This window comes from Conyzicola sp. (assembly GCF_057073975.1).
Genome location: NZ_JBXMIS010000030.1, coordinates 1 through 22,059, shown reverse-complemented (window position 1 = coordinate 22,059; position 22,059 = coordinate 1). Strand labels below are relative to the sequence as shown.

The 22,059-nt window shown below is 67.9% G+C and carries 22 protein-coding genes; 11 read left to right on the top strand and 11 right to left on the bottom strand.

Annotated features, from left to right (window positions below):
- Positions 1-37 precede the first annotated feature (37 nt).
- Together AC14A7_RS02565 and AC14A7_RS02560 are read left to right on the top strand one after the other, a co-directional pair.
- Entirely contained in the window at positions 38-1,339 is a 1,302-nt protein-coding gene (locus AC14A7_RS02565; protein ID WP_484006320.1) for a DUF4032 domain-containing protein, read from the top strand.
- Positions 1,340-1,435: 96 nt separating this feature from the next.
- On the top strand, positions 1,436-3,646 hold the full coding sequence (locus AC14A7_RS02560; protein WP_484006319.1) for an MMPL family transporter: 2,211 nt from the start codon (positions 1,436-1,438) through the stop codon (positions 3,644-3,646).
- 9 nt (positions 3,647-3,655) lie between these two features.
- Here AC14A7_RS02560 and rlmB read toward each other — a convergent pair whose 3' ends face one another.
- From rlmB to AC14A7_RS02540, 4 genes are read right to left on the bottom strand one after another with little or no spacing between them, the layout of a single operon-like run.
- Positions 3,656-4,675, bottom strand: coding sequence for a 23S rRNA (guanosine(2251)-2'-O)-methyltransferase RlmB (gene rlmB, locus AC14A7_RS02555; protein WP_484006318.1), 1,020 nt, complete (start codon positions 4,673-4,675; stop codon positions 3,656-3,658).
- Complete coding sequence (gene cysS, locus AC14A7_RS02550) at positions 4,672-6,087, bottom strand: cysteine--tRNA ligase (RefSeq protein WP_484006317.1); 1,416 nt, start codon at positions 6,085-6,087, stop codon at positions 4,672-4,674. The genes rlmB and cysS overlap by 4 nt, the downstream gene beginning before the upstream one ends.
- Before the next feature lie 15 nt (positions 6,088-6,102).
- On the bottom strand, positions 6,103-7,278 hold the full coding sequence (gene ispD, locus AC14A7_RS02545; protein WP_484006316.1) for a 2-C-methyl-D-erythritol 4-phosphate cytidylyltransferase: 1,176 nt from the start codon (positions 7,276-7,278) through the stop codon (positions 6,103-6,105).
- On the bottom strand, positions 7,279-7,761 hold the full coding sequence (locus AC14A7_RS02540; protein ID WP_484006315.1) for a CarD family transcriptional regulator: 483 nt from the start codon (positions 7,759-7,761) through the stop codon (positions 7,279-7,281). It abuts the gene before it with no gap.
- 145 nt (positions 7,762-7,906) lie between these two features.
- Here AC14A7_RS02540 and AC14A7_RS02535 point away from each other — a divergent pair, with 145 nt between their 5' ends.
- Complete coding sequence (locus AC14A7_RS02535) at positions 7,907-8,440, top strand: hypothetical protein (RefSeq protein WP_484006314.1); 534 nt, start codon at positions 7,907-7,909, stop codon at positions 8,438-8,440.
- 9 nt (positions 8,441-8,449) lie between these two features.
- Here AC14A7_RS02535 and AC14A7_RS02530 read toward each other — a convergent pair whose 3' ends face one another.
- Positions 8,450-9,130: a response regulator gene (locus AC14A7_RS02530; protein WP_484006313.1), complete on the bottom strand. Its 681-nt coding sequence runs from the start codon at positions 9,128-9,130 to the stop codon at positions 8,450-8,452.
- Positions 9,131-9,132: 2 nt separating this feature from the next.
- On the bottom strand, positions 9,133-10,290 hold the full coding sequence (locus tag AC14A7_RS02525; RefSeq protein ID WP_484006312.1) for a sensor histidine kinase: 1,158 nt from the start codon (positions 10,288-10,290) through the stop codon (positions 9,133-9,135).
- A gap of 171 nt (positions 10,291-10,461) precedes the next feature.
- On the opposite strand from AC14A7_RS02525, the gene phoU reads away from it, so the two are divergent.
- Positions 10,462-11,112 carry a phosphate signaling complex protein PhoU gene (gene phoU, locus AC14A7_RS02520; RefSeq protein ID WP_484006311.1) on the top strand — a complete coding sequence of 217 codons (651 nt, stop codon included), beginning with the start codon at positions 10,462-10,464 and terminating at the stop codon, positions 11,110-11,112.
- Positions 11,113-11,165: 53 nt separating this feature from the next.
- Positions 11,166-12,074: a nuclease-related domain-containing protein gene (locus tag AC14A7_RS02515; RefSeq protein WP_484006310.1), complete on the top strand. Its 909-nt coding sequence runs from the start codon at positions 11,166-11,168 to the stop codon at positions 12,072-12,074.
- A 48-nt stretch (positions 12,075-12,122) separates the two neighbouring features.
- On the opposite strand, the gene AC14A7_RS02510 is transcribed toward AC14A7_RS02515, so the two are convergent.
- Positions 12,123-12,866: a phosphoglyceromutase gene (locus AC14A7_RS02510; protein WP_484006309.1), complete on the bottom strand. Its 744-nt coding sequence runs from the start codon at positions 12,864-12,866 to the stop codon at positions 12,123-12,125.
- Between the two features lie 199 nt (positions 12,867-13,065).
- Here AC14A7_RS02510 and AC14A7_RS02505 point away from each other — a divergent pair, with 199 nt between their 5' ends.
- On the top strand, positions 13,066-13,842 hold the full coding sequence (locus AC14A7_RS02505; protein ID WP_484006308.1) for a class I SAM-dependent methyltransferase: 777 nt from the start codon (positions 13,066-13,068) through the stop codon (positions 13,840-13,842).
- Here the strand turns inward: AC14A7_RS02505 and ygfZ are convergent.
- The 3 genes from ygfZ to AC14A7_RS02490 form a co-directional block, all read right to left on the bottom strand.
- A complete protein-coding gene (gene ygfZ, locus AC14A7_RS02500) occupies positions 13,839-14,867 on the bottom strand; it encodes a CAF17-like 4Fe-4S cluster assembly/insertion protein YgfZ (RefSeq protein ID WP_484006307.1) in 1,029 nt (342 codons plus the stop codon). The two genes, AC14A7_RS02505 and ygfZ, sit on opposite strands and share 4 nt — an antisense overlap.
- Positions 14,857-15,453: a heme-binding beta-barrel domain-containing protein gene (locus AC14A7_RS02495; protein ID WP_484006306.1), complete on the bottom strand. Its 597-nt coding sequence runs from the start codon at positions 15,451-15,453 to the stop codon at positions 14,857-14,859. The genes ygfZ and AC14A7_RS02495 overlap by 11 nt, the downstream gene beginning before the upstream one ends.
- 151 nt (positions 15,454-15,604) lie before the next feature.
- Positions 15,605-15,862: a hypothetical protein gene (locus tag AC14A7_RS02490; protein WP_484006305.1), complete on the bottom strand. Its 258-nt coding sequence runs from the start codon at positions 15,860-15,862 to the stop codon at positions 15,605-15,607.
- A 51-nt stretch (positions 15,863-15,913) separates the two neighbouring features.
- Here AC14A7_RS02490 and AC14A7_RS02485 point away from each other — a divergent pair, with 51 nt between their 5' ends.
- Complete coding sequence (locus tag AC14A7_RS02485; RefSeq protein ID WP_484006304.1) at positions 15,914-16,600, top strand: response regulator transcription factor; 687 nt, start codon at positions 15,914-15,916, stop codon at positions 16,598-16,600.
- On the opposite strand, the gene AC14A7_RS02480 is transcribed toward AC14A7_RS02485, so the two are convergent.
- Positions 16,597-17,058, bottom strand: coding sequence for a redoxin domain-containing protein (locus tag AC14A7_RS02480; protein WP_484006303.1), 462 nt, complete (start codon positions 17,056-17,058; stop codon positions 16,597-16,599). The two genes, AC14A7_RS02485 and AC14A7_RS02480, sit on opposite strands and share 4 nt — an antisense overlap.
- Before the next feature lie 89 nt (positions 17,059-17,147).
- Between AC14A7_RS02480 and AC14A7_RS02475 the strand changes: the two genes are divergently transcribed.
- The 4 genes from AC14A7_RS02475 (at position 17,148) to pstS (ending at position 21,985) form a co-directional block, all read left to right on the top strand.
- Positions 17,148-17,600 (top strand): MarR family winged helix-turn-helix transcriptional regulator, encoded by a 453-nt coding sequence (locus AC14A7_RS02475; protein WP_484006302.1) that lies wholly within the window; start codon positions 17,148-17,150, stop codon positions 17,598-17,600.
- Positions 17,601-17,634: 34 nt separating this feature from the next.
- On the top strand, positions 17,635-19,815 hold the full coding sequence (locus AC14A7_RS02470; protein WP_484006301.1) for an RNA degradosome polyphosphate kinase: 2,181 nt from the start codon (positions 17,635-17,637) through the stop codon (positions 19,813-19,815).
- Entirely contained in the window at positions 19,812-20,756 is a 945-nt protein-coding gene (locus AC14A7_RS02465) for an NUDIX hydrolase (RefSeq protein ID WP_484006300.1), read from the top strand. Before AC14A7_RS02470 ends, AC14A7_RS02465 begins: the two co-directional genes overlap by 4 nt.
- Positions 20,757-20,890: 134 nt before the next feature.
- Positions 20,891-21,985, top strand: a complete 1,095-nt coding sequence (gene pstS, locus AC14A7_RS02460) for a phosphate ABC transporter substrate-binding protein PstS (protein WP_484006299.1) — start codon at positions 20,891-20,893, stop codon at positions 21,983-21,985.
- Positions 21,986-22,059: the final 74 nt, after the last annotated feature.

Genomic DNA, 22,059 nt, shown 5'->3' with positions numbered 1-22,059 from the left:
TTTCTTCGGCAGGCTCGATCTCGTTTTTAAGGACACCATGAGCGGCTCCCTCAACATCACCGCGGCCAGCGTCGACCCCAACCTGCTCGACCTGCCGTGGAACCTGCCACTCGAGGTCTGGCCCGACGACAACATCGCGGCCCTCCCCAAGGGCATCTCGCGGCACCTGGTGCGCTTCGCCCATCTCTCTGGCTTCGTGGTCGCCATCAAGGAGACCTCCGCAGAGCTGGCCAAGCGGGAATACGAGATGCTGCGCACCCTGCAGCGCATGGACATTCCGTGCGTCGACCCGGTCGCCGTCATCACGAACCGCACGACCGACGACGGCGAGGAGCTCGAGTCGGTGCTCGTCACACGGCACCTCAAGTTCTCGCTGCCCTACCGCGCTCTCTACTCGCAGACCCTGCGCCCCGACACTGCCACCCGACTCGTCGACGCCGCGGCCGTGCTGCTCGTGCGCCTGCACATCATCGGCTTCTTCTGGGGCGACGTCTCGCTCTCGAACACCCTCTTCCGCCGCGACGCTGGCGCTTTCGCCGCCTACCTCGTGGATGCCGAGACGGGCAAGCTCTACGCGGGCGGCCTGTCAAACGGACAGCGTGAGAACGACCTGGAGATCGCGCGCGTCAACATCGCCGGCGAGCTGCTCGACCTCCAGGCCGGCGGACGCCTGCAGGGAGACGCCGACCCCGTCGAGATCAGCAACGGCATCGTCGCGCAGTACCGCACCCTGTGGAAGGAGCTCACGGGCTCGGAGGAGTTCGCCACGACGGAGCGCTGGCGCATCAACGAGCGGGTGGAGCGCCTCAACGACCTCGGCTTCGACATCGAGGAGCTCGCGATCAAGACCGACACGACCGGCACCCAGGTGCGCATCCAGCCCAAGGTCGTCGACGCCGGGCACCACACCCGTCGGCTCATCCGCCTCACCGGGCTCGACGCCGGCGAGAACCAGGCGCGACGCCTGCTCAACGACCTCGACGCCTATGTCGCCACCTTCGTCACCGCAGGAGCCGATGAGGAGATGGCCGCCCACGAGTGGCTGGCCCGAGTGTTCGAACCAGTGATCAAGGCGATCCCCAAGGAGCTGCAGGGCCGTCTCGAGCCCGCCGAGGTATTCCACCAGCTGCTCGACCACCGCTGGTACATCTCGCAGAACGAGAAGCGCGACGTGCCTCTCGCGGAGGCCGTGCAGAGCTATATCGACAACGTGCTGCGGCACCGACGCGACGAGGCGACGCTCATCGACCCGCCGACCGGTGCGATCACGATGCCGACCGACCTCATTCCGCTCAGCGGTGACGCCGACGACGAGGACGACTGGCGTAAGAACGTCTGATGCATTTGCCGTGCCTGCACTGAGGAGTGCTCGCGATGTGCTTCGATAGTGGAACGATTTGTCCATGACCTTCGCCCACGACGACGACGGAGCACTATGCCTCAGCGCGGACCCCTTGCACGAATTGCCCGCGCAGCCGGCGGGCACCCGTTGCTGGCGCTACTGGCCTGGGCGATCCTGCTCGGCGTCACCATTGCCGTCGCGATCTCCGGCGTCGGCGGCGACACAGTCTTCGACCGGCTGAAGAGCTCTGCACCGACGGCGAACAGCGAGAGCAGCCGCGCCGACGACATCCTCAGTGAGAGCGAGAGCGACGACGACGCCGCTGCGCCGATAACGCTGCTCGTGCACGGCGTCGACCTCGACGACCCTGCACTGAAGGAGACATCGGCCGCGCTCAGCTCCGAGTTCTCCGGCGACGAGTTCGTCGACCCGCTCACGATTCCGCGTCTCGCCGATGGCAGCGTGCCGCCCGCCGCGGCGCCGCTCTTCTCCGATGACGAGCGGGGCATCCTGTTCGTCGTCACCTCCAGCGCCGAGAAGACCCTCGAGGTGCTCACCGAGCAGCGCGATGAACTACGCACGCAGCTGCCGGATGCCACGGTCGAGGTCGGCAGCAGCGACCTCCTCGTCGACTCCGTCGTCTCGATCTCGCAGCACGACCTCGAGCGCGGGGAGGCGGTGGCTCTTCCCATCGCCCTGCTCATCATGCTCGTCGTCTTCGGCGGCTTCCTCGCCGCCGGCGTGCCACTCATCGGCGCCATCGCCTCGATCATCGGTGCCCTCGGAGCGCTCTTCGGCTTCAGCTACCTGATGGACATCGACACGACCGTCATCAACGTCGTCACCGCGGTAGGCCTCGGCCTCTCGATCGACTACGGACTCCTCATCGTGAGCCGTTTCCGCGAGGAGCACCGCCGACTCGACGCCGCAGAGAAGCTGCTGTCGCCGGATCGCGCGGCCCGTCGCGCCCGGCGGCTCGATGCAATCGGTCGCACGGCCGACAGCGCGGGCCGCACCGTGCTCTACTCCGGCATCACCTTCGCGATTGCCAGCGCCGGTCTGCTCGTCTTCGAGCCCCGCGTCGTGCGGGCCATCGGCATCGGCGCTCTCTCTGTCACGGTCATCGCCATCGCCTCCGCGCTCACGCTCGTGCCAGCGCTGCTCGGCCTTGCCGGAGACCGGCTCGTGCGACCGGGCGCGCTCGCCTACGTTCCCGGGGTCAAGCGTGTCGTGCGGCACTTCGGCGACATCGCGCCGACCGAGGGTGTCTTCTCCCGCCTCACCCGCCGCGTCCAGCGGCACCCCGCGCTGGTGACGCTGCTCTGCCTCCTCGCGCTCGTCGCACTCGCCCTCCCGGCCTTCTCACTGCGCCTCGCCAACACGAGCGCCGACGGAATCCCGGAGTCGTCGACCCAGGCCGTCTTCGTCGACACGCTCGCCGCCGAGTTCCCCGATGCCGCAGGCCCCCGCATCGCGCTCGTCACCCAGTCGGAGGCAGACGCCGTTGCGTGGGCAGCCGACGTCGAGCAGATTGCCACCGTCGACTCGGTGAGCACCCCGCTCGAGTCGGGCGACGGATGGCGCACGATCGTGCGGGTCTCCCCCACCGACGGCGTCGACATCGTCGACGACGTTCGGGCGCTGCGCCCCGACTCCTCCGCGCTCGTCACCGGAACGGATGCGCGCACGGTCGACTTCTCCCAGTCGCTCATCGACCGGGCTCCGCTCGCCATCCTCATCATCGCGTTCGGCACGATCGCGCTGCTGTTCCTCATGACCGGGTCTCTCGTGGTGCCGATCAAGGCGCTGCTGGCGAGCGCTCTCTCGCTCGGGGCCTCGATCGGAATCCTCGTGTGGGGCTTCCAGTGGGGCAACTTCGCCGGCCTGATGAACTTCGACACCGCCGACGTGCTCGGTGTCGATCCGCTCGTGCTCGTGCTCGTGCTCGCCTTCGGGTTCGGCCTCGCGATGGACTACGAGATGTTCATCCTGTCGCGCGTCAAGGAGGCGCTCGACGCGGGAATCGAGGGAAGGGAGGCGATCGCGGTCGGCCTGCAGCGCTCTGGGCGCATCATCACCTCGGCGGCTCTCACGATCGTCGTCGTCTTCACGGGCTTCGCCACCGGCGACCTCATGGTCATCAAGCAGCTCGGTGTTGCGCTCGCCGTTGCCGTGATCCTCGATGCGACCCTCGTGCGGCTGCTGCTCGTGCCCGCCATCATGACCTGGCAGCTGCGGATCATGTGGTGGGCCCCGCGGTGGATGAAGCGCATCCACGCGCGGTTCGGCCTGCGCGACGCCTGAGCCGGCGCGCTACTTCTTCTTCGCGGCAGCGCGCAGCTTCGAGATCTCGTAGAGCGTGACGCTTGCCGCAATGCCCGCGTTGAGCGATTCGGTGGTCGACGAGATCGGGATGGAGACGACGGCGTCGCAGTTCTCCGTCACGAGGCGAGACAGGCCCTTGCCCTCGCTGCCGACGACGACGAGCACCGGCTCCTTCGCGAGGGCGAGGTTCGGCAGAGAGACCTCGCCGTCACCGTCGAGGCCGAGCACGAAGACGCCGCGCTCCTTGTATGCCTTGATGGTCTGGGTGAGGTTGGTCGCCATGGCAACGGGCGTGCGGGCGGCGGCGCCAGCCGAGGTCTTCCACGCGGATGCTGTCAGCCCAACCGAGCGACGCTGCGGCACGATAACGCCGTGGCCGCCGAACGCGGCGACGGAGCGGATGATCGCCCCGAGGTTGCGCGGGTCGGTGATTCCGTCGAGCGCGACGAGCAGCGGAACGCGGCCGCTCGCGATGATCTTGTCGAGCAGCTCGAGCGGGTGCGCGTAGTCGTACGGCGGCACCTTGAGCGCGAGACCCTGGTGCACCGAGTCGAAGCCGGCGAGGCGGTCGAGCTCTGGACGCATGACCTCGAGGATCGGGATGCCGCGACCAGTGGCGAGCGACAGCACCTCCTTGACGCGGTCGTCGTACTCGATGCGGGTCGCCATGTAGAGCGCCGTCGCAGGGATGCGGGCGCGCAGCGCCTCGAGCACCGAGTTGCGGCCGGTGACGACCTCGGTCTCGTCTGAGGACTTCGCCTTGCGCTGCTGCGGCGGCCTGACGGCACCCTCGGTGTTGCGCGACGTCGACTTCTTGCCACCGGCCGCCTCGAAGCGCTCGGCCGCGGCCTTGCGCTTGCCAGCGGGGTGATACGGGCGGTCCTCCGCCTTCGGGGTTGGCTTGCGGCCCTCGAGAGCCTGGCGGCCCTGGCCGCCTGAGGCGACCTGCGGGCCCTTGCGGCCCTTGCGAACGGCGCCAGCGCGGGGCTTGTTGCTTGCGGACTTCATGATCCAATACTCCAATGTGAGCCGCTAGGCCCGTCTTCGACCGTGATGCCAGCAGCCGCGAGCTCGTCGCGGATGCGGTCGGCGGCCGCGTAGTCCTTCGCCGCGCGTGCGGCGTTCCGGTCGGTGATGAGGGTCTCGACGAGCGCGGCGAGGGCGATCGCGGTTGCCGCGTCGGCATCCGTGTTCCACTCCGGCGAGAGGGGGTTGATGCCGAGTACCTCGACCATGGCGATCACCTCGCCGCGAATGCTCGCGGCGGCGGAGAGCTCTTCGTCGTCGAGCGCGGCATTGCCGGCCCGAACCTTCTCGTGCAGCACGCCGAGCGCCTGCGGGATGGCGAGGTCGTCATCCATCGCCTCGGCGAAGTCGTCGGGAACAAGCGTGACCCCGCTGCCGGCGAAGCGCGTGCCCTCGAGGCGACGGTCGACGCGGTCGAGGAAGGTCTCGATGCGCTCGAGGGCAGCCTCTGCCTCGACGAGCGCACCGTCGTGGTAGTCGATGGTGGAGCGGTAGTGGGCGGCGCCGAGGTAGTAGCGCACGACGAGCGGGCGGGCCATCGCGAGGAACTCTGCCGCGTAGATGGAGTTGCCGAGCGACTTCGACATCTTCTGCCCGTTGATGTTCACGAGGCCGTTGTGCACCCAGTAGCTCGCGAAAGCGTCACCGGCAGCCGTGGACTGCGCGAGCTCGTTCTCGTGGTGGGGGAAGCGAAGGTCGAGGCCGCCGCCGTGGATGTCGAAGGCGGTGCCGAGGTATCGAGAGCTCATGGCAGAGCACTCGATGTGCCAGCCGGGGCGGCCGGCGCCCCACGGGGAATCCCAGGATGCCGAGGCTGGCTCCTCCGGCTTGTGGCCCTTCCATAGGGCGAAGTCGCGGGGGTCGCGCTTGCCGCGCGGGTCGGCGTCGGCCGCAGCGACCATGTCGTCGGGCTTCTGGCGCGTGAGCTCGCCGTAGGACGACCACGAGCCGGTGTCGAAGTAGACGTCGCCCGATCCGTCGGGGGCCGGGTAGGCATGTCCCCGCGCGATGAGGCGCTCGATGATCTCCTGCATCTGGGTAACGGATGCCGTGGCCCGTGGCTCGTAGGTCGGCGCCTGGATGCCGATGCGACGGTAGCCATCGGTGAACTCGAGCTCGAAGCGGTAGGCGAGCGCCCACCACGGGTCGCCCTCTGTCTCGTTCGCCAGGATCTTGTCGTCGATGTCGGTGACGTTGCGCACGAGGGTCACGTCGAAGCCGCGGTAGTTCAGCCAGCGGCGCCACTGGTCGTAGACGAGGGCGCTGCGCAGGTGGCCGATGTGCGGGCTCGACTGCACCGTCGGGCCGCAGACGTAGATTCCGACCTTGCCGTCGACAAGGGGAACGAAGTCGGCAAGCGCCTGCGCCTTGGTGTCATAGAGCCGGATCGTCACCGGGCAAGTTTACGGTCACGAATTGAGCATTGCGGTCGCGAGCGCCGTAACGCCCTCACCTCGACCCGTGAATCCGAGTCCGTCGGTAGTGGTCGCTGACACGCTCACCGGGGCGCCGACGAGGTGGCTCAGCACCCTCTCGAGCTCGACCCGACGCGGCGCGACCTTCGGCCGGTTCGAGATCACCTGCACCGCGACGTTGCCGATCGTGAAGCCGGCGCCGCGCACGAGCTCGAGGGTCTCTGTGATGAACACCTCGCCGTGGGCCTCGACGAAGCGCGAGTCTGCCGTGCCGAACCGCGAGCCGATGTCACCGAGTCCCGCGGCAGAGAGCAGGGCGTCGCAGATGGCGTGGCACACGGCATCCCCGTCGCTGTGGCCGGCGAGGCCCGGCTCGTCTGGCCAGTAGACGCCGCCGAGCCAGAGCGGCCGCGACTCGTCGAAGGCGTGCACGTCGACCCCGGTTCCGACTCGTGCGACGGGGGCCTCTGTGCTCGGGGCCGAAGGAGCGACGAGTGCCTCCGCCTTGCGCAGATCCCAGGGGGTCGTGATCTTGAACGCGAGGTCGTCGCCGTCGACGACGGTGACCGGATGCCCGGCAGCAGCGAACACGGCCGCGTCGTCGGTGTGGTCTTCCGTGGCAACCGCGTAGGAGGAGTCGAGCAGCGCGCGCGGGAAGCCCTGCGGGGTCTGCACCGCCACGAGCGCGGAGCGGTCGAGCGTGGTCTCGACCCTGCCCGTCCAGTCGGTCTGCTTGATCGTGTCGGCAACGGCGAGCCCGGGCACGACGCCTCCGCCCGTCTCTGCGACCGCCGCGATGACGGCCTCGAACTGGGCGGTGGGGGTGAAGGCGCGCGCCGCGTCGTGCACGAGCACGGTGGTGACAGCGGAGTCGACGACGCTCAGCCCCGCGGCGACGGACTGCTGGCGGGTGTCTCCTCCGGCCACAACAGAGAGGTGGCTGCCGGCGGCACCGGCGACGCGCTCGGCGATGCTGCGCGCCTCATCCAGCATCGCTATCGGGGCGACCACGATGAGCTGCACCGGCTGCGCGAGGGAGAAGACGGTGTCGACGGCGCGTTCGAGGATGCTGCGCCCGGCCACCGGCACGAATGCCTTCGGCTCTGGGCGGCCGAGGCGCGTTCCGCTGCCGGCGGCCACGATGATGACCGCGACGGCTGGGGTGGCCACCTAGGAGGCCAGCACTTCGTCGATCAGCGTTGCGGCGCGCTGCTCGTCGGTCTTCTCGGCGAGGGCGAGCTCTGAGGTGAGAATCTGCCGCGCCTTGGCGAGCATGCTCTTCTCCCCGGCCGACAGGCCTCTGTCTTGGTCGCGGCGCCACAGGTCGCGCACCACCTCGGAGACCTTGATGACGTCGCCGGAAGCGAGCTTCTCCAGGTTGGCCTTATAGCGGCGCGACCAGTTGGTCGGCTCCTCGACGAAGGGTGCCTTGAGCACCTCGAAGACGCGGTCGAGGCCGTCTCTGCCGATGACGTCGCGAACCCCGACGAGGTCGACATTCGCTGCGGGCACCTCGATAACGAGGTCGCCCTGCGTGACGTTGAGCTTGAGGTAGAGCTTCTCTTCGCCCTTGATGGTGCGCTTCTTCACCTCGACGATGGTTGCGGCCCCATGGTGCGGATAAACGACGGTCTCTCCAACTTCGAACAGCATGCGTCGGTCCTTTCGCCGGCATCGAGTTTACCACGGGGCCCCGCGCGCGCCGAGGGAGCGTGAGCTCCCCCCGTGCGCGGTGCGATAGGCTCGAGTCCTAGTTTCGGGCGGAATTGCGGCCCTGGTAGACCTTCTGGAGGGTCCTGTGAAAGCGCGTCTCGCGGCATCCATCGCTCTGGCTTCGGCGCTTCTCGTCGGCACCGCCGGGTGCACCCTCGTGTCGATCAACGGCACCCTCAAGCCATACCAGCCGAGCGACGGAGCCGGCGCCAATGTCGGCGACCTCAAGCTGCGCAACGTGCTCGGCCTCAGCGAGGACGGCGCGGATGTCGCCCTCGTCTTCTCCATCGTCAACGAGGGCACCAGCGACGAGACCGTCACCGTGCAGTTCACCGACGGCGACGGCGACAAGCAGGAGTCAGAGCTCGACGTGCCAGCCGGCGAGGCGGTCGCGGTCGGTCACAGTGCCGACGACCAGCTCGTGCTGCGCGGCGCCGACGTCAGCGTCGGCTCCACCATCGACGTGTACTTCTTCGCAGAGGGCGAGTCGAAGGGCACGAGCATCGCCGTGCCAGTGCTCGACGGCACGCAGCTCGAGTACTCCGACCTGCTGCCCGGCCCTGCGCCGCGACCGACGCCGTCGGTCACGCCGTCGCCCAGCGCCTCACCGGCGGAGTAGACCGGGCTCTCAGGCCTCGAAGCGGTAGCCGAGGCCGCGAACCGTCACGAGCATCGTCGGCTCTGACGGAACCTGCTCGATGCGCGAGCGGATGCGCTTGATGTGCACGTCGAGCGTCTTCGTGTCGCCGAAGTAGTCGGCACCCCACACCCGGTCGATCAGCTGGCCACGGGTGAGCACGCGCCCAGCGTTGCGCAGCAGCAGCTCGAGCAGCTCGAACTCCTTGAGCGGCATCGCTATGTCTTTGCCCTGCACGGAGACGGTGTGGCGCTCGATGTCCATGCGCACGTCGCCGGCCTCGAGCACGGCGTCGTTCTCTGTCTCTGGCTCGGTCTTGCGGCGCAGCACCGCGCGGATGCGGGCAAGCAGCTCGCGGCTGGAATACGGCTTCGTGACGTAGTCGTCGGCACCGAGCTCGAGGCCGACGACGATGTCGACCTCGCTGTCCTTCGCGGTGAGCATGATGATCGGAACGGCGGAGCGGGTGCGGATCTCGCGGCACACCTCTGTGCCCTGCATGCCGGGCAGCATGAGGTCGAGCAGCATGAGGTCGGTGCCGTTGCGGTCGAACTCTGCGACCGCTGCGAGGCCGTCGGCGACGATCGTTGTCTCGTAGCCCTCCTTGCCGAGCAGGTAGGCCAGAGGCTCGCTGAGCGACTTCTCGTCTTCGACGATGAGGATTCGGGTCATGGCTACTTCTCCAGTGCGTTGAGGCTTGCTGCGGCTGCGGCCGATGCCGCGGGAAGGCGAACGGTGAACGTGGAGCCGTGCCCCTGCTGGGACCAGACCCGAACATCCCCGCCGTGGTTCTGCACGATGTGCTTGACGATGCTCAGCCCGAGCCCAGAACCGCCGGTGTTGCGGCTGCGGGCGGGATCGCTGCGGTAGAACCGCTCGAACACGCGGTCGCGCTCGTCGTCGGCGATGCCGATGCCCTGGTCGGTCACGGCGATCTCGACGACGCCGTCACCCGTCGAGACCCCGATGCCGACCCGCGAGTTGGCCGGCGAGTACTGCACGGCGTTGGAGACGAGGTTGTCGAGGGCGACCGTCAGCAGCGAGACGTCGCCGTAGACCTCGACACCGGCATCCCCACCGCTGACCAGCCGGATGTCGTGCTTGTCTGCGGCGACCCTGTTCTGGTCGATGGCCTGGGCGACGACCTCGTCGAGGTCGACCAGCTCGTGGCTGCCAAGGGCCTCGTCGGCCTGCAGGCGCGAGAGGTCGATGATCTCCTTGGTGATGCGAGCGAGCCGATGCGACTCCTTGGTGAGCCGCTTGGCGAACCTCTTCACCTGCTCCGCGTCGTCGGCGGCCTCGGCGAGCGCCTCGGCGAGCAGCCCGACGGCACCGATCGGCGTCTTCAGCTCGTGGCTGATGTTGGCAATGAAGTCGCGCCGAACGTCATCCAGTCGATAGGACTCGGTGCGGTCGTCGGCGATGAGCAGCACGTAGCGGGCTCCGAGTCGCGAGACGCCGACGGCGAGGTGGATCGTCGCTGATCCGAATGGGCCGCGCGCGAGATGAAGCTCCTCGCTGACCGGGTCGCCGGTGCGTCGAACACGGTCGACGAGATCCACGAGCTCTGGGTGCACAAGGCCGGCGTTGAACACGAGTCCGAGGGCGAGCGCGCCCGGGCTCGCCTTGATGACGTTGTTCGACGAGTCGATGACGATGCCGGCAGAGCCGAGCGCATCGAGCACCTGATCGACGCCCTCCGGCACCGACTGGTTGACGACCTCGGCAGCGATTCGGCCGCGCCGTGCCGCGAGAACGACGACGAGGGTCATCCCTGCTCCGACTGCAGCACCGAATGCCAGCGAGAGGGGCACCAGCCATGCCGTGTCCATGGGCACTAGGTTAGTTACCCACGACCTCGGCCATCCACGATTCATGGCATCCGGGGTCATTCGCTATAAGAGTTCAGTACTGCAACACCTGCTGTTAACCTTGCGGGAGCATCGTTGCTGCGACTGCGCCAGCGGTGTCCATTGGCGCGCGAACACGAGGGAAACAAAAACATGCGCGAGGTCTTCCAGCAGGAACTGCGAGAGGTGCAGGATCGCCTCGTCGAGATCGCGACGCTCGTCGCGGCATCCATCGACAACGCCACGCGCGCCTTCAACGAGTCGAACGTCGCGCTGGCCGAGACCGTCATCGCCGACGACGACCGCATCGACACCGCGGCCCTCGAGCTCGACGAGCTGGCGATCAACATCCTTGCTCGGCAGCAGCCGGTGGCCCGCGACCTTCGCATCGTGGTGAGCGCGCTTCGCATCTCTGCCTCGCTCGAGCGCATGGGCGACATGGCAGAGCACATCGCGCAGCTCGCGCGCTACCGCTACCCCGACAAGGTCATCGCCAAGGGACTCCGCTCGACCTTCAAAGACCTCGGTGCGCTCGACGTCAAGATCGCGAACATGCTCGTCGAGCTGCTCACCTCCGAAGACCTCACGATCGCAGAGAAGATCCGCGACGAGGACGACAAGGTCGACGCCCTTCACCTCAGCGTCTTCGACAAGGTGCTCGGCGAGACCTGGAAGGGCGCAGCGGTCGACACCGTAGACGCCACCCTCGCCTCCCGTTACCACGAGCGCTTCGCCGACCACGCGGTCTCGATCGCCAAGAAGGTGCAGTACCTGGCGACGGGCGATTGGTCGTCGTCGGACTAGCGTGCCCCGAAGGTGGGCTGGTTGGGTTCTGAGGAGTCCGCCAGCCTGACTTCATGAGTGATCTTCGCGAGCGAGTGCCGGGCCATTCGCTCGTCGACGAGTTGCTGCGGCAATGGGATCTCGGCACGATCCGCGTCGATCAGTCCTCCGGAGCCGTCACAATCGACGATGAGGCGGAGGGCTGGTACCGCGGAGTCTTGGGCGAACGAGTCGTCGCGAATGCGCTTGCCATTTTCGACGACACCTGGACCGTGCTGCACTCGGTTCCAATTGGCGCCCGGATGACGGATATCGACCACGTGCTCATTGGCCCACCCGGTGTCTTCACCATCAACACCAAGTACAGCCCAGGCAAGGATGTCTGGGTCGCCGGGCGGGGAATGTTCGTCGGAGGGTTCAAGACGCAGTATGTGAACAACTCCCTGCGCGAGGCCTCTCAGGCATCGGTAAGACTGTCCCGGGCTTGCGGGTTGACGGTGCCGGTCACCGCCTTGATCGTCTTCGTGGATCCATCGAAGATCACCCACAAAGCGCCGGCAGGTGCAGGCGAGTACGAGCCCAGTGTGCGAGTGCTCAGACACACGGAGCTCGCGAATGTGAGTCTGGAGCGGCGGACCTTCAGCGCGGAGCAGATCGCACAGATTGTCGCGTCGGCTGTCGTGCCGGCCACCTGGCACGACAAGCCAATCCCATCAACTGCAGGTCAACATATCGTGAGGGAGTTCCTCGCGTTGGAGGAAACTCTCGGGCCGCGACTGGCAGCTCCCCACGCCCCTCGATCTGTGCCCCGTGCAGCGAACTCTGGCAAGCGCGGCTACTCTCGCCAACCGGCCCTTGGTCGCGGCGGCACAGCGCGCACTAGGCGCAGGCCGCGATCTCGACGCAGCGACCCGTCGCTCGGGCAGCTCTTTGTCACACTCGCAGCCGCGATCGGGGCATGGATCTGGCTCGTGAATCGGTAGCCCTCGTAGCGGCCGTGGATGTCGAAGACGACCCGCTGGGCTAGCGCCCTACTTCTTGCCCTGCGCCGCGACAGCGGCCGCGCCCGCGGCAGCGGCCTCTGGGTCGAGGTAGACGGCGGGCTTCAGGGGAACGAAGTTGTCGTCCAGCTCGTAGACCAGCGGGATTCCGGTCGGGATGTTGAGCTCGGCGATAGCGTCGTCAGAGATGCCGTCGAGGTGCTTCACGAGCGCGCGCAGCGAGTTGCCGTGGGCCGTGACGAGAACCGTCTCGCCCGCTGTCAGGGACGGCACGATGTCGGACTCCCAGTAGGGCAGCATCCGGTCGATCACGATCTTGAGGCTCTCGGTGCGGGGGATCTCGCCGTCGATGCCGATGTAGCGCTCGTCGTGCACCTGGCTGTACTCGGCATCGTCATCGAGCGGGGGCGGCGGCACATCGAAGCTGCGGCGCCAGGTCATGAACTTCTCCTCGCCGTACTTCGCGAGCGTCTCAGCCTTGTCGAGACCCTGTAGCGAGCCGTAGTGGCGCTCGTTGAGGCGCCAGCTGCGCTTGACCGGAATCCAGAGGCGGTCGGCGACCTCGAGTGCGAGGTTGGCGGTCTGGATCGCACGCGTCAGCACGCTCGTGTAGAGCACGGTGGGCTTCAGGCCGGATGCCGCGAGCAGCTCGCCCGCGCGCTTCGCCTCTGCGACGCCCTGGTCGCTCAGTCGCACATCGACCCAGCCTGTGAAGAGGTTCTTCTGGTTCCAGTCGGAGTTGCCGTGGCGGAGCAGGATCAGCGTGTACGTCATGCCCCAAGCCTATCCATGGTGCCGCCGGCGTCGCCCCCGCCACCCGCCCGCCCGCCCGGTGCGCTCGCGCCGTTCGCAACTCAGGCACGGCGCGCTAGCGGCAACCGTAGAGGCGCGGAATTGCGGGGTTCACGAATGCCGCGCCAGCGTGTGCGCCTGAGTTGCGTACAGGTAGCCGGGCAAGCGGGAGAATGGATGCATGGTCGAGGGTCGGGTCACGCGCGGCACCACGGGCACCAACCGCCTCCGCCGCATCGACCGGTGGATCGCCCAGCTGCCCGTGCTGCGCACCGCCGACGACCCGCTCGTGGTCGACCTCGGCTATGGGGCGAGCGCCACGACATCCCTCGAGCTCTTCGACCGGCTGGCGAAGGTGCGGCCGGATGTCGAGGTCGTCGGCATCGAGATCGAACCAGCGCGCGTGGCACTCGCGTCGCTATCCGCGAAGCCAGGTGTCAGCTTCCGCCTCGGCGGGTTCGAGGTTCCGGGGCGCCCACCCATCGTGATCCGCGCGCTCAACGTTCTGCGGCAGTATGACGAGGGCGAGGTGCACGAGAACTGGCACCGCATGGTCGGTCGCCTCCAACCGGGCGGCGTGCTCGTCGAGGGAACCTGCAACGAGGTCGGCCGCGTGTGCAGCTGGGTGGATGTCACTGCCAATGGACCGCAGAGCCTCACCGTCAGCCTCCGCCTCGCCGACCTCGATGAGCCGTCGATCGTGGCAGAGCGCCTGCCCAAGGTGCTCATCCACCGCAACGTGCCCGGCGAAAGGGTGCACGCCTTCCTCGCCGACCTCGACCGGCACTGGCAGTACAACGCGGCGCTCAGCGCCTTCGGGCCGAGCCAGCGCTGGATCGCGGTGGCGCGGGCGATGAAGAACGACTGGCCCGTTCTCGGCACGGCATCCCGCTGGAAGCTCGGCGAGCTCACCGTCGCGTGGGAGTCAGTCGCCCCGAACGGGTTCCGCTGGCGCTAGCGCTGAACCGCACCAAGCCGCGGCAACCGCGGCACGTTCGCCTCGGCTCCCGCGCTCGGCGGCACGATGAGCTCCTGGGCTGCGGCAACCGGCGACTCGTCGACGAGCACGGTGAGATCTCCAAGAGAAGTGCTGCGCTTGACCACCGCGAGGGCGATCGGTCCGAGTTCGAAGTGCATGGCGGCGGAGGTGACCCGACCGACCTCGGTGTCGCCGAGCATGACCGCTGCGCCAGCGGCCGGCGTGACACCGTCGAGGTGCAGCATCACTAGACGGCGGGGCGGGTGGCCGAGGTTGTGCACCTTGGCGACCGTCTCCTGCCCGCGGTAGCAGCCCTTCGACAGGTGCACGGCAGAGCGCAGCCAGTCGAGCTCGTGCGGGATCGAGCGCTCGTCGACCTCTGTCGCGAAGCGCGGACGCCAGGCGGCGATACGAAGGGCCTCCAGGGCGAGGGTGCCGGCCGCCGGCTGAGCGGCGAGTGCGGCCCGCGGCACGAGCGACTCGCTGTAGGTCCAGTGGTACTCGTGGGCGGCATCCGCGTACTGGTGGCCGCCGCGGGTGACGGTGTTCCACGGGTCGTTCCAGACGACGGTGGCGCCGGTGACCGGCAGGCCGAGCGAGCCGACCGTTGCGAAGTCCGCGGTGCGGTCGTCAATGGAGACGTTGAGCATGAACTTCATGCGCTGGAGCCACGTCAGCAGGCCAGCCGTCTCGTCGGCGTCGACGAGCAGCCAGGCGGTCTCGCCGTCATCCACGATTCGAATCGCGTACTCGAGGCGGCCGTTCGGGTCGAGCTGCAGGGTCTCCGCCGACTCCCCCGGGCGCAGGCCCGTGAGCGCCTGCGAGGTGAGCGAGTCGAGCCAGCTCAGGCGGTCGGGGCCGGTGAGGGAGATGACGCCGCGGTCGTCCAGCGACACCACTGCGAGCCCGGCCGCGAGCGCGCGCTGCTCGGCGAGGGGGTTGCCGTAGTGCTCCGGCGGGGATCCGACGGCGCCCGGCAGGGAGGTGAAAGGATTATTCGACACGATCGAGGCTCCCGGAGGCGTGCGTGCGCAGGTCTTGGCCGAGGGCGGCGATGTCCCACGCCCAGAGCAGGCGGTTCTCGACCAGGCCGTAGAGGCGCGTGGCGGCGCTGTACTCCTTGGCGGTCGCGGTGCGCACCACGGCATCGGTGGCGAGGTCGATGCGCGGGCCCTTGACCTGGCCGAGGTAGAGCTCGCTGACACCGCTTGGATGCACGAGCGAGACCTCGAGGTCGAACGCGTCGTTCGCATTGCGCAGCGTCTCAACCGCCTCCGCCGAGGCGAACGGACGAGGGCCGACACCCGGAAGCAGTCCAGGGCCCGCGTCGCCCGCATCGGCCGGCCTGCTCAGCCGCCAGTAGCCCGTCTCTGCGACGTGGGGCGCGTTGTCGTCGTCGAGGGCCCACGTGTAGGACTGGTAGTTGAGGTAGGGAAGGCCGTCGTGGGTGAAGGTGAGGCGCTGGCCGAACTCGAACTCGCGGGTCTCGTCGCCGTGGGTGTAGTGCACGACGCCGGTGCCCTCCCACAGGCCGATGAGCCAGGCGAGGGGGGCGAGCTCGGAGGGGATGCTCGCGTCGATCTCGATCATGCTGTCTCGATCAATGCGGGGAGCGCTTAGCGCTGACCCCGGAAGAGGTTGTAGAGCACCACGACGGAGACGAAGCCGATCGCGAGCCCGGCAAGGATCAGCAGCCCGACAAAGAAGAGTTCGAGGGCGAGAAGCATGCTGCAAGCCTAACTCAGCGGGTGAGCGTGAGCACGGCCGTGGCGACCGCGAGAATCACGAGCGCACCGACCGTGCTGAGCACGAGTCGGCCGACGAAGCCCTCCTTCGTGCGCAGCGAGAGCTGCACGACGAAGGTGAGGATGATGGTCGCGCCGAGCGCGATCGGCAGCCAGGTGTAGTACTCGTAGCCGGTCGAGACGAGGCCGATGACCACCGCCGCGACGAGCACGAGAACCCAGACGGGGATGATGCTCGCCAGTTTCATAGTCACCCGCCAATCTTAAGGCGCTTGTAGTATGACTTCAGGCACTTTGGAGGACCGTTGGCGCAGTTGCTCATCCTGACCTCTGCGGTCGACACTGAGGTCTTACCCGCACTAGGACTACTCAGTCACAAGACCCGGCAGATCCCGGCTGAACCGGCGAGTCTCATCACCGCGCCCACCTGCGACCTCATCCTCGTCGACGCGCGCTTCGATCTGGCGAGTGCGAAGTCGCTGTGCAAGATCCTCAACACGACGGGCGTGAACGTTCCGCTCATCCTCATCCTCACCGAGGGCGGCCTCACGGCGGTCTCGGCCGACTGGGGTGTCGACGACGTCATTCTCGAGAACGCGGGGCCGGCAGAGGCCGACGCGCGCATCCGGCTCTCCATCGGGCGCCAGAGCGAGAACAAGACGAGCTCGAAGATCCAGGCGTCTGGCGTCGTCATCGACGAGGCCTCCTACAGCGCGAAGGTGCACGGGCGCCCGCTCGACCTCACCTTCAAGGAGTTCGAGCTGCTGCGCTTCCTCGCCACCCACCCGAGCCGCGTGTTCACCCGCGAGCAGCTGCTCAGCGAGGTCTGGGGCTACGACTACTTCGGCGGAACCCGCACGGTCGACGTGCACGTGCGGCGCCTTCGCGCCAAGCTCGGCGACCTCGAGTCGCTCATCGGCACCGTTCGCAACGTCGGCTACCGCTTCAACGTCTATGAGGATGACGCAGAGCGCCTGCCCGCGAGCATCTAGCGCGCGAGCGCCGCGATCACCTCTGCGGCGCTGAAGGCACCGGTCGGCAGCGTCGCGGTTCTCGCAGCGAGCACCTCGCCGCGCTCGTCGAGCACGAAGGTGCCGCTGTGCTGCAGCCCGAGGAATCGGCCGAGCCCGACCTCGGCGTGGCCGGATCCGGAGCCGACGACGAACACGTCCTCACCCGACACCCGAGCCGCGACGGTGGCGATCTCCGCGATGCCGCCGGGGGTGACGACAACCAGTGCCGCCGATCCGAGCTTCCCCTCGCGCAGCAGGCGCACCGCCTCCGCCGCGTGCGCGTGGCACACCGGACAGGTGCTGGCGCGCATGAAGAAGACGACCGCGGGGCGGCCTGCGACCAGCGAGAGCAGGCCGGTGCCTGCTGCATCCGCGGTCTGCACGTGGATGTCGGGCATAGTTGTTCCGACGGTGGGCGTCTCGATTGTGATTGCCATGGTTCTCCCTGATCGACGGATGCCCCCAATGGGCAACCCGCTTGCCTATATTGTCAACACGGTTGCATACTTTGTCAAGGAGGTTGCGCATGAGTGCTGCTGACGCGCTCCACGACTTCGCCGCCGCGAGCGCCGATGACCTCGGCCTACTGCTGGCGGGGGCCGCCCGCGCCGTCAACGAGGAGGTCTTTCGCCGCCTCGCCGCCAGCGGCGAGACCGTCGTGCGACCAGCCCACGTGCCCGTCTTCGCCGGCCTCGACGCCGAGGGCAGCCACATCACGGCCCTCGCTGCCAAAGCAGGCTTCTCCCGCCAGGCGATGAGCTCACTCGTGCGGGAGATGGAGGCAGCCGGCTACGTCAGCACCTCGCCAGACCCGGCCGATCGCCGCGCGATCCTCGTGCAGCTGACCGACCGCGGGGCGGAGTTCTGCCGGGCCGCCGTGCGCATCTCGCGGGAGGTGACCGCCGAGTGGCGCGCCGCGCTGGGCTCGGACCGCCTCGCCCAGCTGCTCGGCGAGCTGCGCACCCTCGGCGGCCGTTAAGCGCGCGTTCAACGCGTGATGGCAGGATGTGGGAATGGATAGCGACAGCCCCGCCGCAGCTCAGGTCGACGTGACCGACTCGCTCGACGAGTACGACATCGACCTGTCGTCGGCGGTCGACGACGGAACGCTGCCGCTCGACCGCTACCTCGACCGGGAGCTCAGCTGGCTGGCGTTCAACCAGCGGGTGCTCGAACTCGCCGAAGACCCCGACCTTCCGCTGCTCGAGCGCGCCAACTTCCTCGCGATCTTCGCCTCCAACCTCGACGAGTTCTTCATGGTGCGGGTCGCGGGCCTCAAGCGGCGCATCGTCACCGGCCTCGCCGTCCCAACCAACATCGGCACCGGCCCGGCCGACGTGCTCGCCTCCGTCAACGCGAAGGCCAACGAGCTGCAGCTGCGCCACGCGCACGCGTTCCGCGACCTGGTCAAGCCCGCCCTCGACGAGGCCGGAATCCATATCGAGACCCTCGCCGACCTCGACGACGACGACCGCGTCAAGATCGACGAGATCTTCTCCGAGCGCATCTTCCCCGTCCTCATGCCACTTGCCGTCGACCCGGCCCACCCCTTTCCCTACATCTCCGGCCTGTCGCTGAACATGTCGATCCGGGTGCGCAACCCGAAGACCCAGAGGGTGGAGTTCGCTCGCCTCAAGGTGCCGACGGTGCTGCCGCGCTTCGTGCAACTGCCGAATGACGGCTCCGGCCGCCTTCGCTTCATTCCGATCGAAGACCTCATCTCCAACCACCTCGAAGAGCTGTTTCCCGGAATGGAGATCCTCGAGCACCACGAGTTCCGCGTCACGCGCAACGAAGACGTCGAGATCGACGAGGACGAGACAGAGAGCATCATCCAGGCCCTCGAGAAGCAGCTGCTGAGCCGTCGCTTCGGCCCGCCGATCCGCCTAGAGATCACCGACGACATGGATGACGTGACCCTCGGCCTTCTGGTGCGAGAGCTCGACATCCCCGAGCAGGAGGTCTACCGCCTCCCTGGGCCGCTCGACCTCGGCGGGCTGTTCCAGCTCATGCGCATCGAGCGCCCGTCGCTCAAGTACGCGAAGCGCGTTCCCGTGACCTCGGCCGCGCTGCTCGCGAGCGAGGCCAACGCCAAGCCAGACATCTTCGCCTCGATCGCCCGGCAGGACATCCTGCTGCACCACCCCTACGAGTCGTTCGGCACGAGCGTTCAGGCGTTTCTCGAGCAGGCGGCCGCCGACCCCAATGTGCTCGCCATCAAGCAGACGCTCTACCGCACGAGCGGTGACAGCCCGATCGTCGAGGCGCTCATCGCCGCGGCAGAGGCAGGCAAGGCCGTGCTCGCTCTCGTCGAGATCAAGGCGCGGTTCGACGAGACCGCCAACATCTCGTGGGCCCGCAAGCTCGAGAAGGCCGGCGTGCACGTCGTCTACGGTCTCGTCGGGCTCAAGACCCACTGCAAGCTCGCGCTCGTGGTTCGCCAGGAGCGCGGCGTGCTGCGTCACTACAGCCACATCGGCACGGGCAACTACAACCCCAAGACCAGCCGCATCTATGAGGACCTCGGCCTGCTCACCGCGAGCGACACCGTCGGCAAAGACCTCACCCGGCTCTTCAACGAGCTCTCTGGCTATGCCATCGAGAAGAAGTTCAAGCGGCTTCTCGTGGCCCCGCTGCACCTGCGCAAGGGCCTGCTCAAGCGCATCGACCAGGAGACGGCGAACGCGAAGCTGGGGCTGGCCTGCGGCATCCGCATCAAGGTCAACTCGATCGTCGACGAGGCGATCATCGACGCGCTCTACCGCGCGAGCAACGCCGGAGTGCCCGTCGACCTCGTCGTGCGCGGCATCTGCGCTCTCAAGCCGGGTGTTCCGGGGCTCAGCGAGAACATCAGGGTTCGCTCGGTTCTCGGCCGCTACCTCGAGCATGCCCGCGTCTTCTCGTTTACCAACGCGGGCGATCCGCAGGTGTGGATCGGCAGCGCCGACATGATGCACCGCAACCTCGACCGCCGCGTCGAGGCACTCGTGCGGCTCACCTCGCCTGCCCACCTCGAGCAGATCGACGAGCTCTTCGAGCTCGGCATGTCTGACGCGACGTCGTCGTGGCACCTCGGCAGCGACGGCGTGTGGCAGCGGTTCGCCCGATCGAAGGATGGCGAACTGCTCGATGACATGCAGAATGTGCTCATGAAGCGAATCGCCCAGCGCAAGCGCAGCGGAGCCATCAGGTGACGAAGGATGCCCCCGTACTCGCTGCGGGAGCCCTCTGCTGGAGGATCGTCGAAGGCAAGCTGCGCATCCTGCTGGTGCACCGCGGAGACCGCGCCGACGTGTCGCTGCCCAAGGGCAAGCTCGACCCGGGTGAGACGCTCCCCCAGACCGCCGTGCGCGAGATCGCAGAGGAGACCGGGCTGTCGATCGTGCTCGGCGCCCCGCTCGGCACGGTCGAGTACCAGCTGCCCAACGGCCGCGACAAGGTCGTGTACTACTGGGCGGCGGAGGTGACCGACGAGGCCATCATCGCGACGAGCTTCAAGTCGAACGCCGAGATCGCCGCCCTCTCCTGGGTCTCGCCGAAGAAGGCGCGCAAGCTGCTGAGCTACAGCCACGACGTCGAGGTGCTCGATCGCTTCGAGGAGCGCTTCGCCGCCCGCAACGCCCGCACCTTCGCCGTGATCGCCCTTCGCCACGGCAAGGCGGTCGCCCCGACCAGCTGGGACGGCCCCGACTCCACCCGCCCGCTGCTGCAGCGCGGCAACGACCAGGCGAAGAGCGTGGCGAAGGGTATTGCCGCGTACTCGCCGGCCAAGCTCGTCAGCAGCACGGCAACGCGGTGCCTCGCCACCATCCAGCCCCTCGCCGACCTGGTCAGGAAGCCGGTGTCGATGACCGCCGGAATCAGCCAGGACGCCCACGAGTACGGCCAGTCGGATGTCGCCGCCGAGGTCGCCAAGCGCCTCTCCAAGCGCCGCACGGTCGTGCTCTGCAGCCACGGCCCTGTGCTGCCAGAGATCATCGCCGAGGTCGCGCGGCTCACGGGCACGGCGGAGCAGCCGAACCTGCGCAGCGCCGCCGCCCTCTCGACCGCTGAGTTCACCGTGCTGCACGTGTCGCTCGAGAACCCGACCGGCGGGCTCGTCGCGATCGAGACCCACGGCCCCGGCTCGCCGTAGCGCACCTCAACCCTTCGCGCTTCGTTCACCTCGCGTTCACCGAGGGCAACGAAGCTGGTCAATGTCAGGACGTAGCGTCACTCTCTGGGTCGCACCGGCCCGCATCCTGAAACCACATTCCCGAAGGGAAAACAGTGAACACCACGTTCAAGCGCCTCGGCAGCATCGCCGCCCTGGCGATCGTCGGCAGCATCGTCCTCTCCTCCTGCGCAGCAAACGAGGGCGGATCCGCCCCAGAGGAGACCGAGAGCACCCTTTCCGGCACGATCGACGGCGCTGGCGCCTCCTCGCAGGGCTCGGCCCAGGAGGCATGGGTCGCCGCATTCCAGACCGCCAACCCCGACGTCACCATCAACTACGACCCGTCCGGCTCCGGCGCGGGCCGCGAGGCGTTCATCGCCGGCGGCGTCAGCTTCGCTGGCACCGACTCCACCCTGAAGGACGAGGAGATCGCCGCTGGCTTCGCCTCCTGCGTTCCCGAGACCGGCTACCTCGAGGTGCCCGTCTACATCTCCCCGATCGCCGTGATCTTCAACGTCGAGGGCGTTGACGAGCTCAACCTCGACGCCGCGACCATCGCCGGCATCTTCAAGGGCACCATCACGACGTGGAACGACCCGGCTATCGCCGCCCTCAACGAGGACGCCGAGCTGCCTGCCGCTCCGATCACCGCCGTGCACCGCTCCGACGACTCTGGCACCACCAAGAACTTCGCGGACTACCTGAACAAGGTCGCCCCCGAGGTCTGGGACGCCGCTCCGGCCGACCCGTTCCCCTACGCAACCGGTGAGGGCGCTCAGGGCACCTCCGGTGTCGTCGAGGCAGTCACCAACGGCACCAACACCATCGGCTACGCCGACGCGTCGAAGGCCGGCGACCTCGGTGTCGCGAAGATCAAGGTCGGCGACGAGTTCGTTGCCTACACCGCCGAGGCTGCAGCGGCCGTCGTCGAGGAGTCCCCGTTCATCGAGGGCCGCGACGCGACCGACCTGGCCATCGCGCTTGACCGCAAGACGACCGACCCGAGCCACTACCCGCTCGTGCTGGTCAGCTACATCGTCACCTGCCTCGAGTTCACCGACGCCGAGGCCGGCGCGGTTGTCAAGGCCTACGTGACCTACCTCGCCAGCGAGCAGGGCCAGGCTGACGCAGCCGAGTCCGCTGGTGCCGCACCGCTCTCGGCTGACCTGTCGGCCAAGGTCGCAACGGCACTCGCAAGCATCAAGTAAGTATCCTGATCGGACGGGCCGCGGCTTTCACTGCCGGGGGTCGGGGGTGAGGTCTCCCGGAGGCGGGCCAGGAG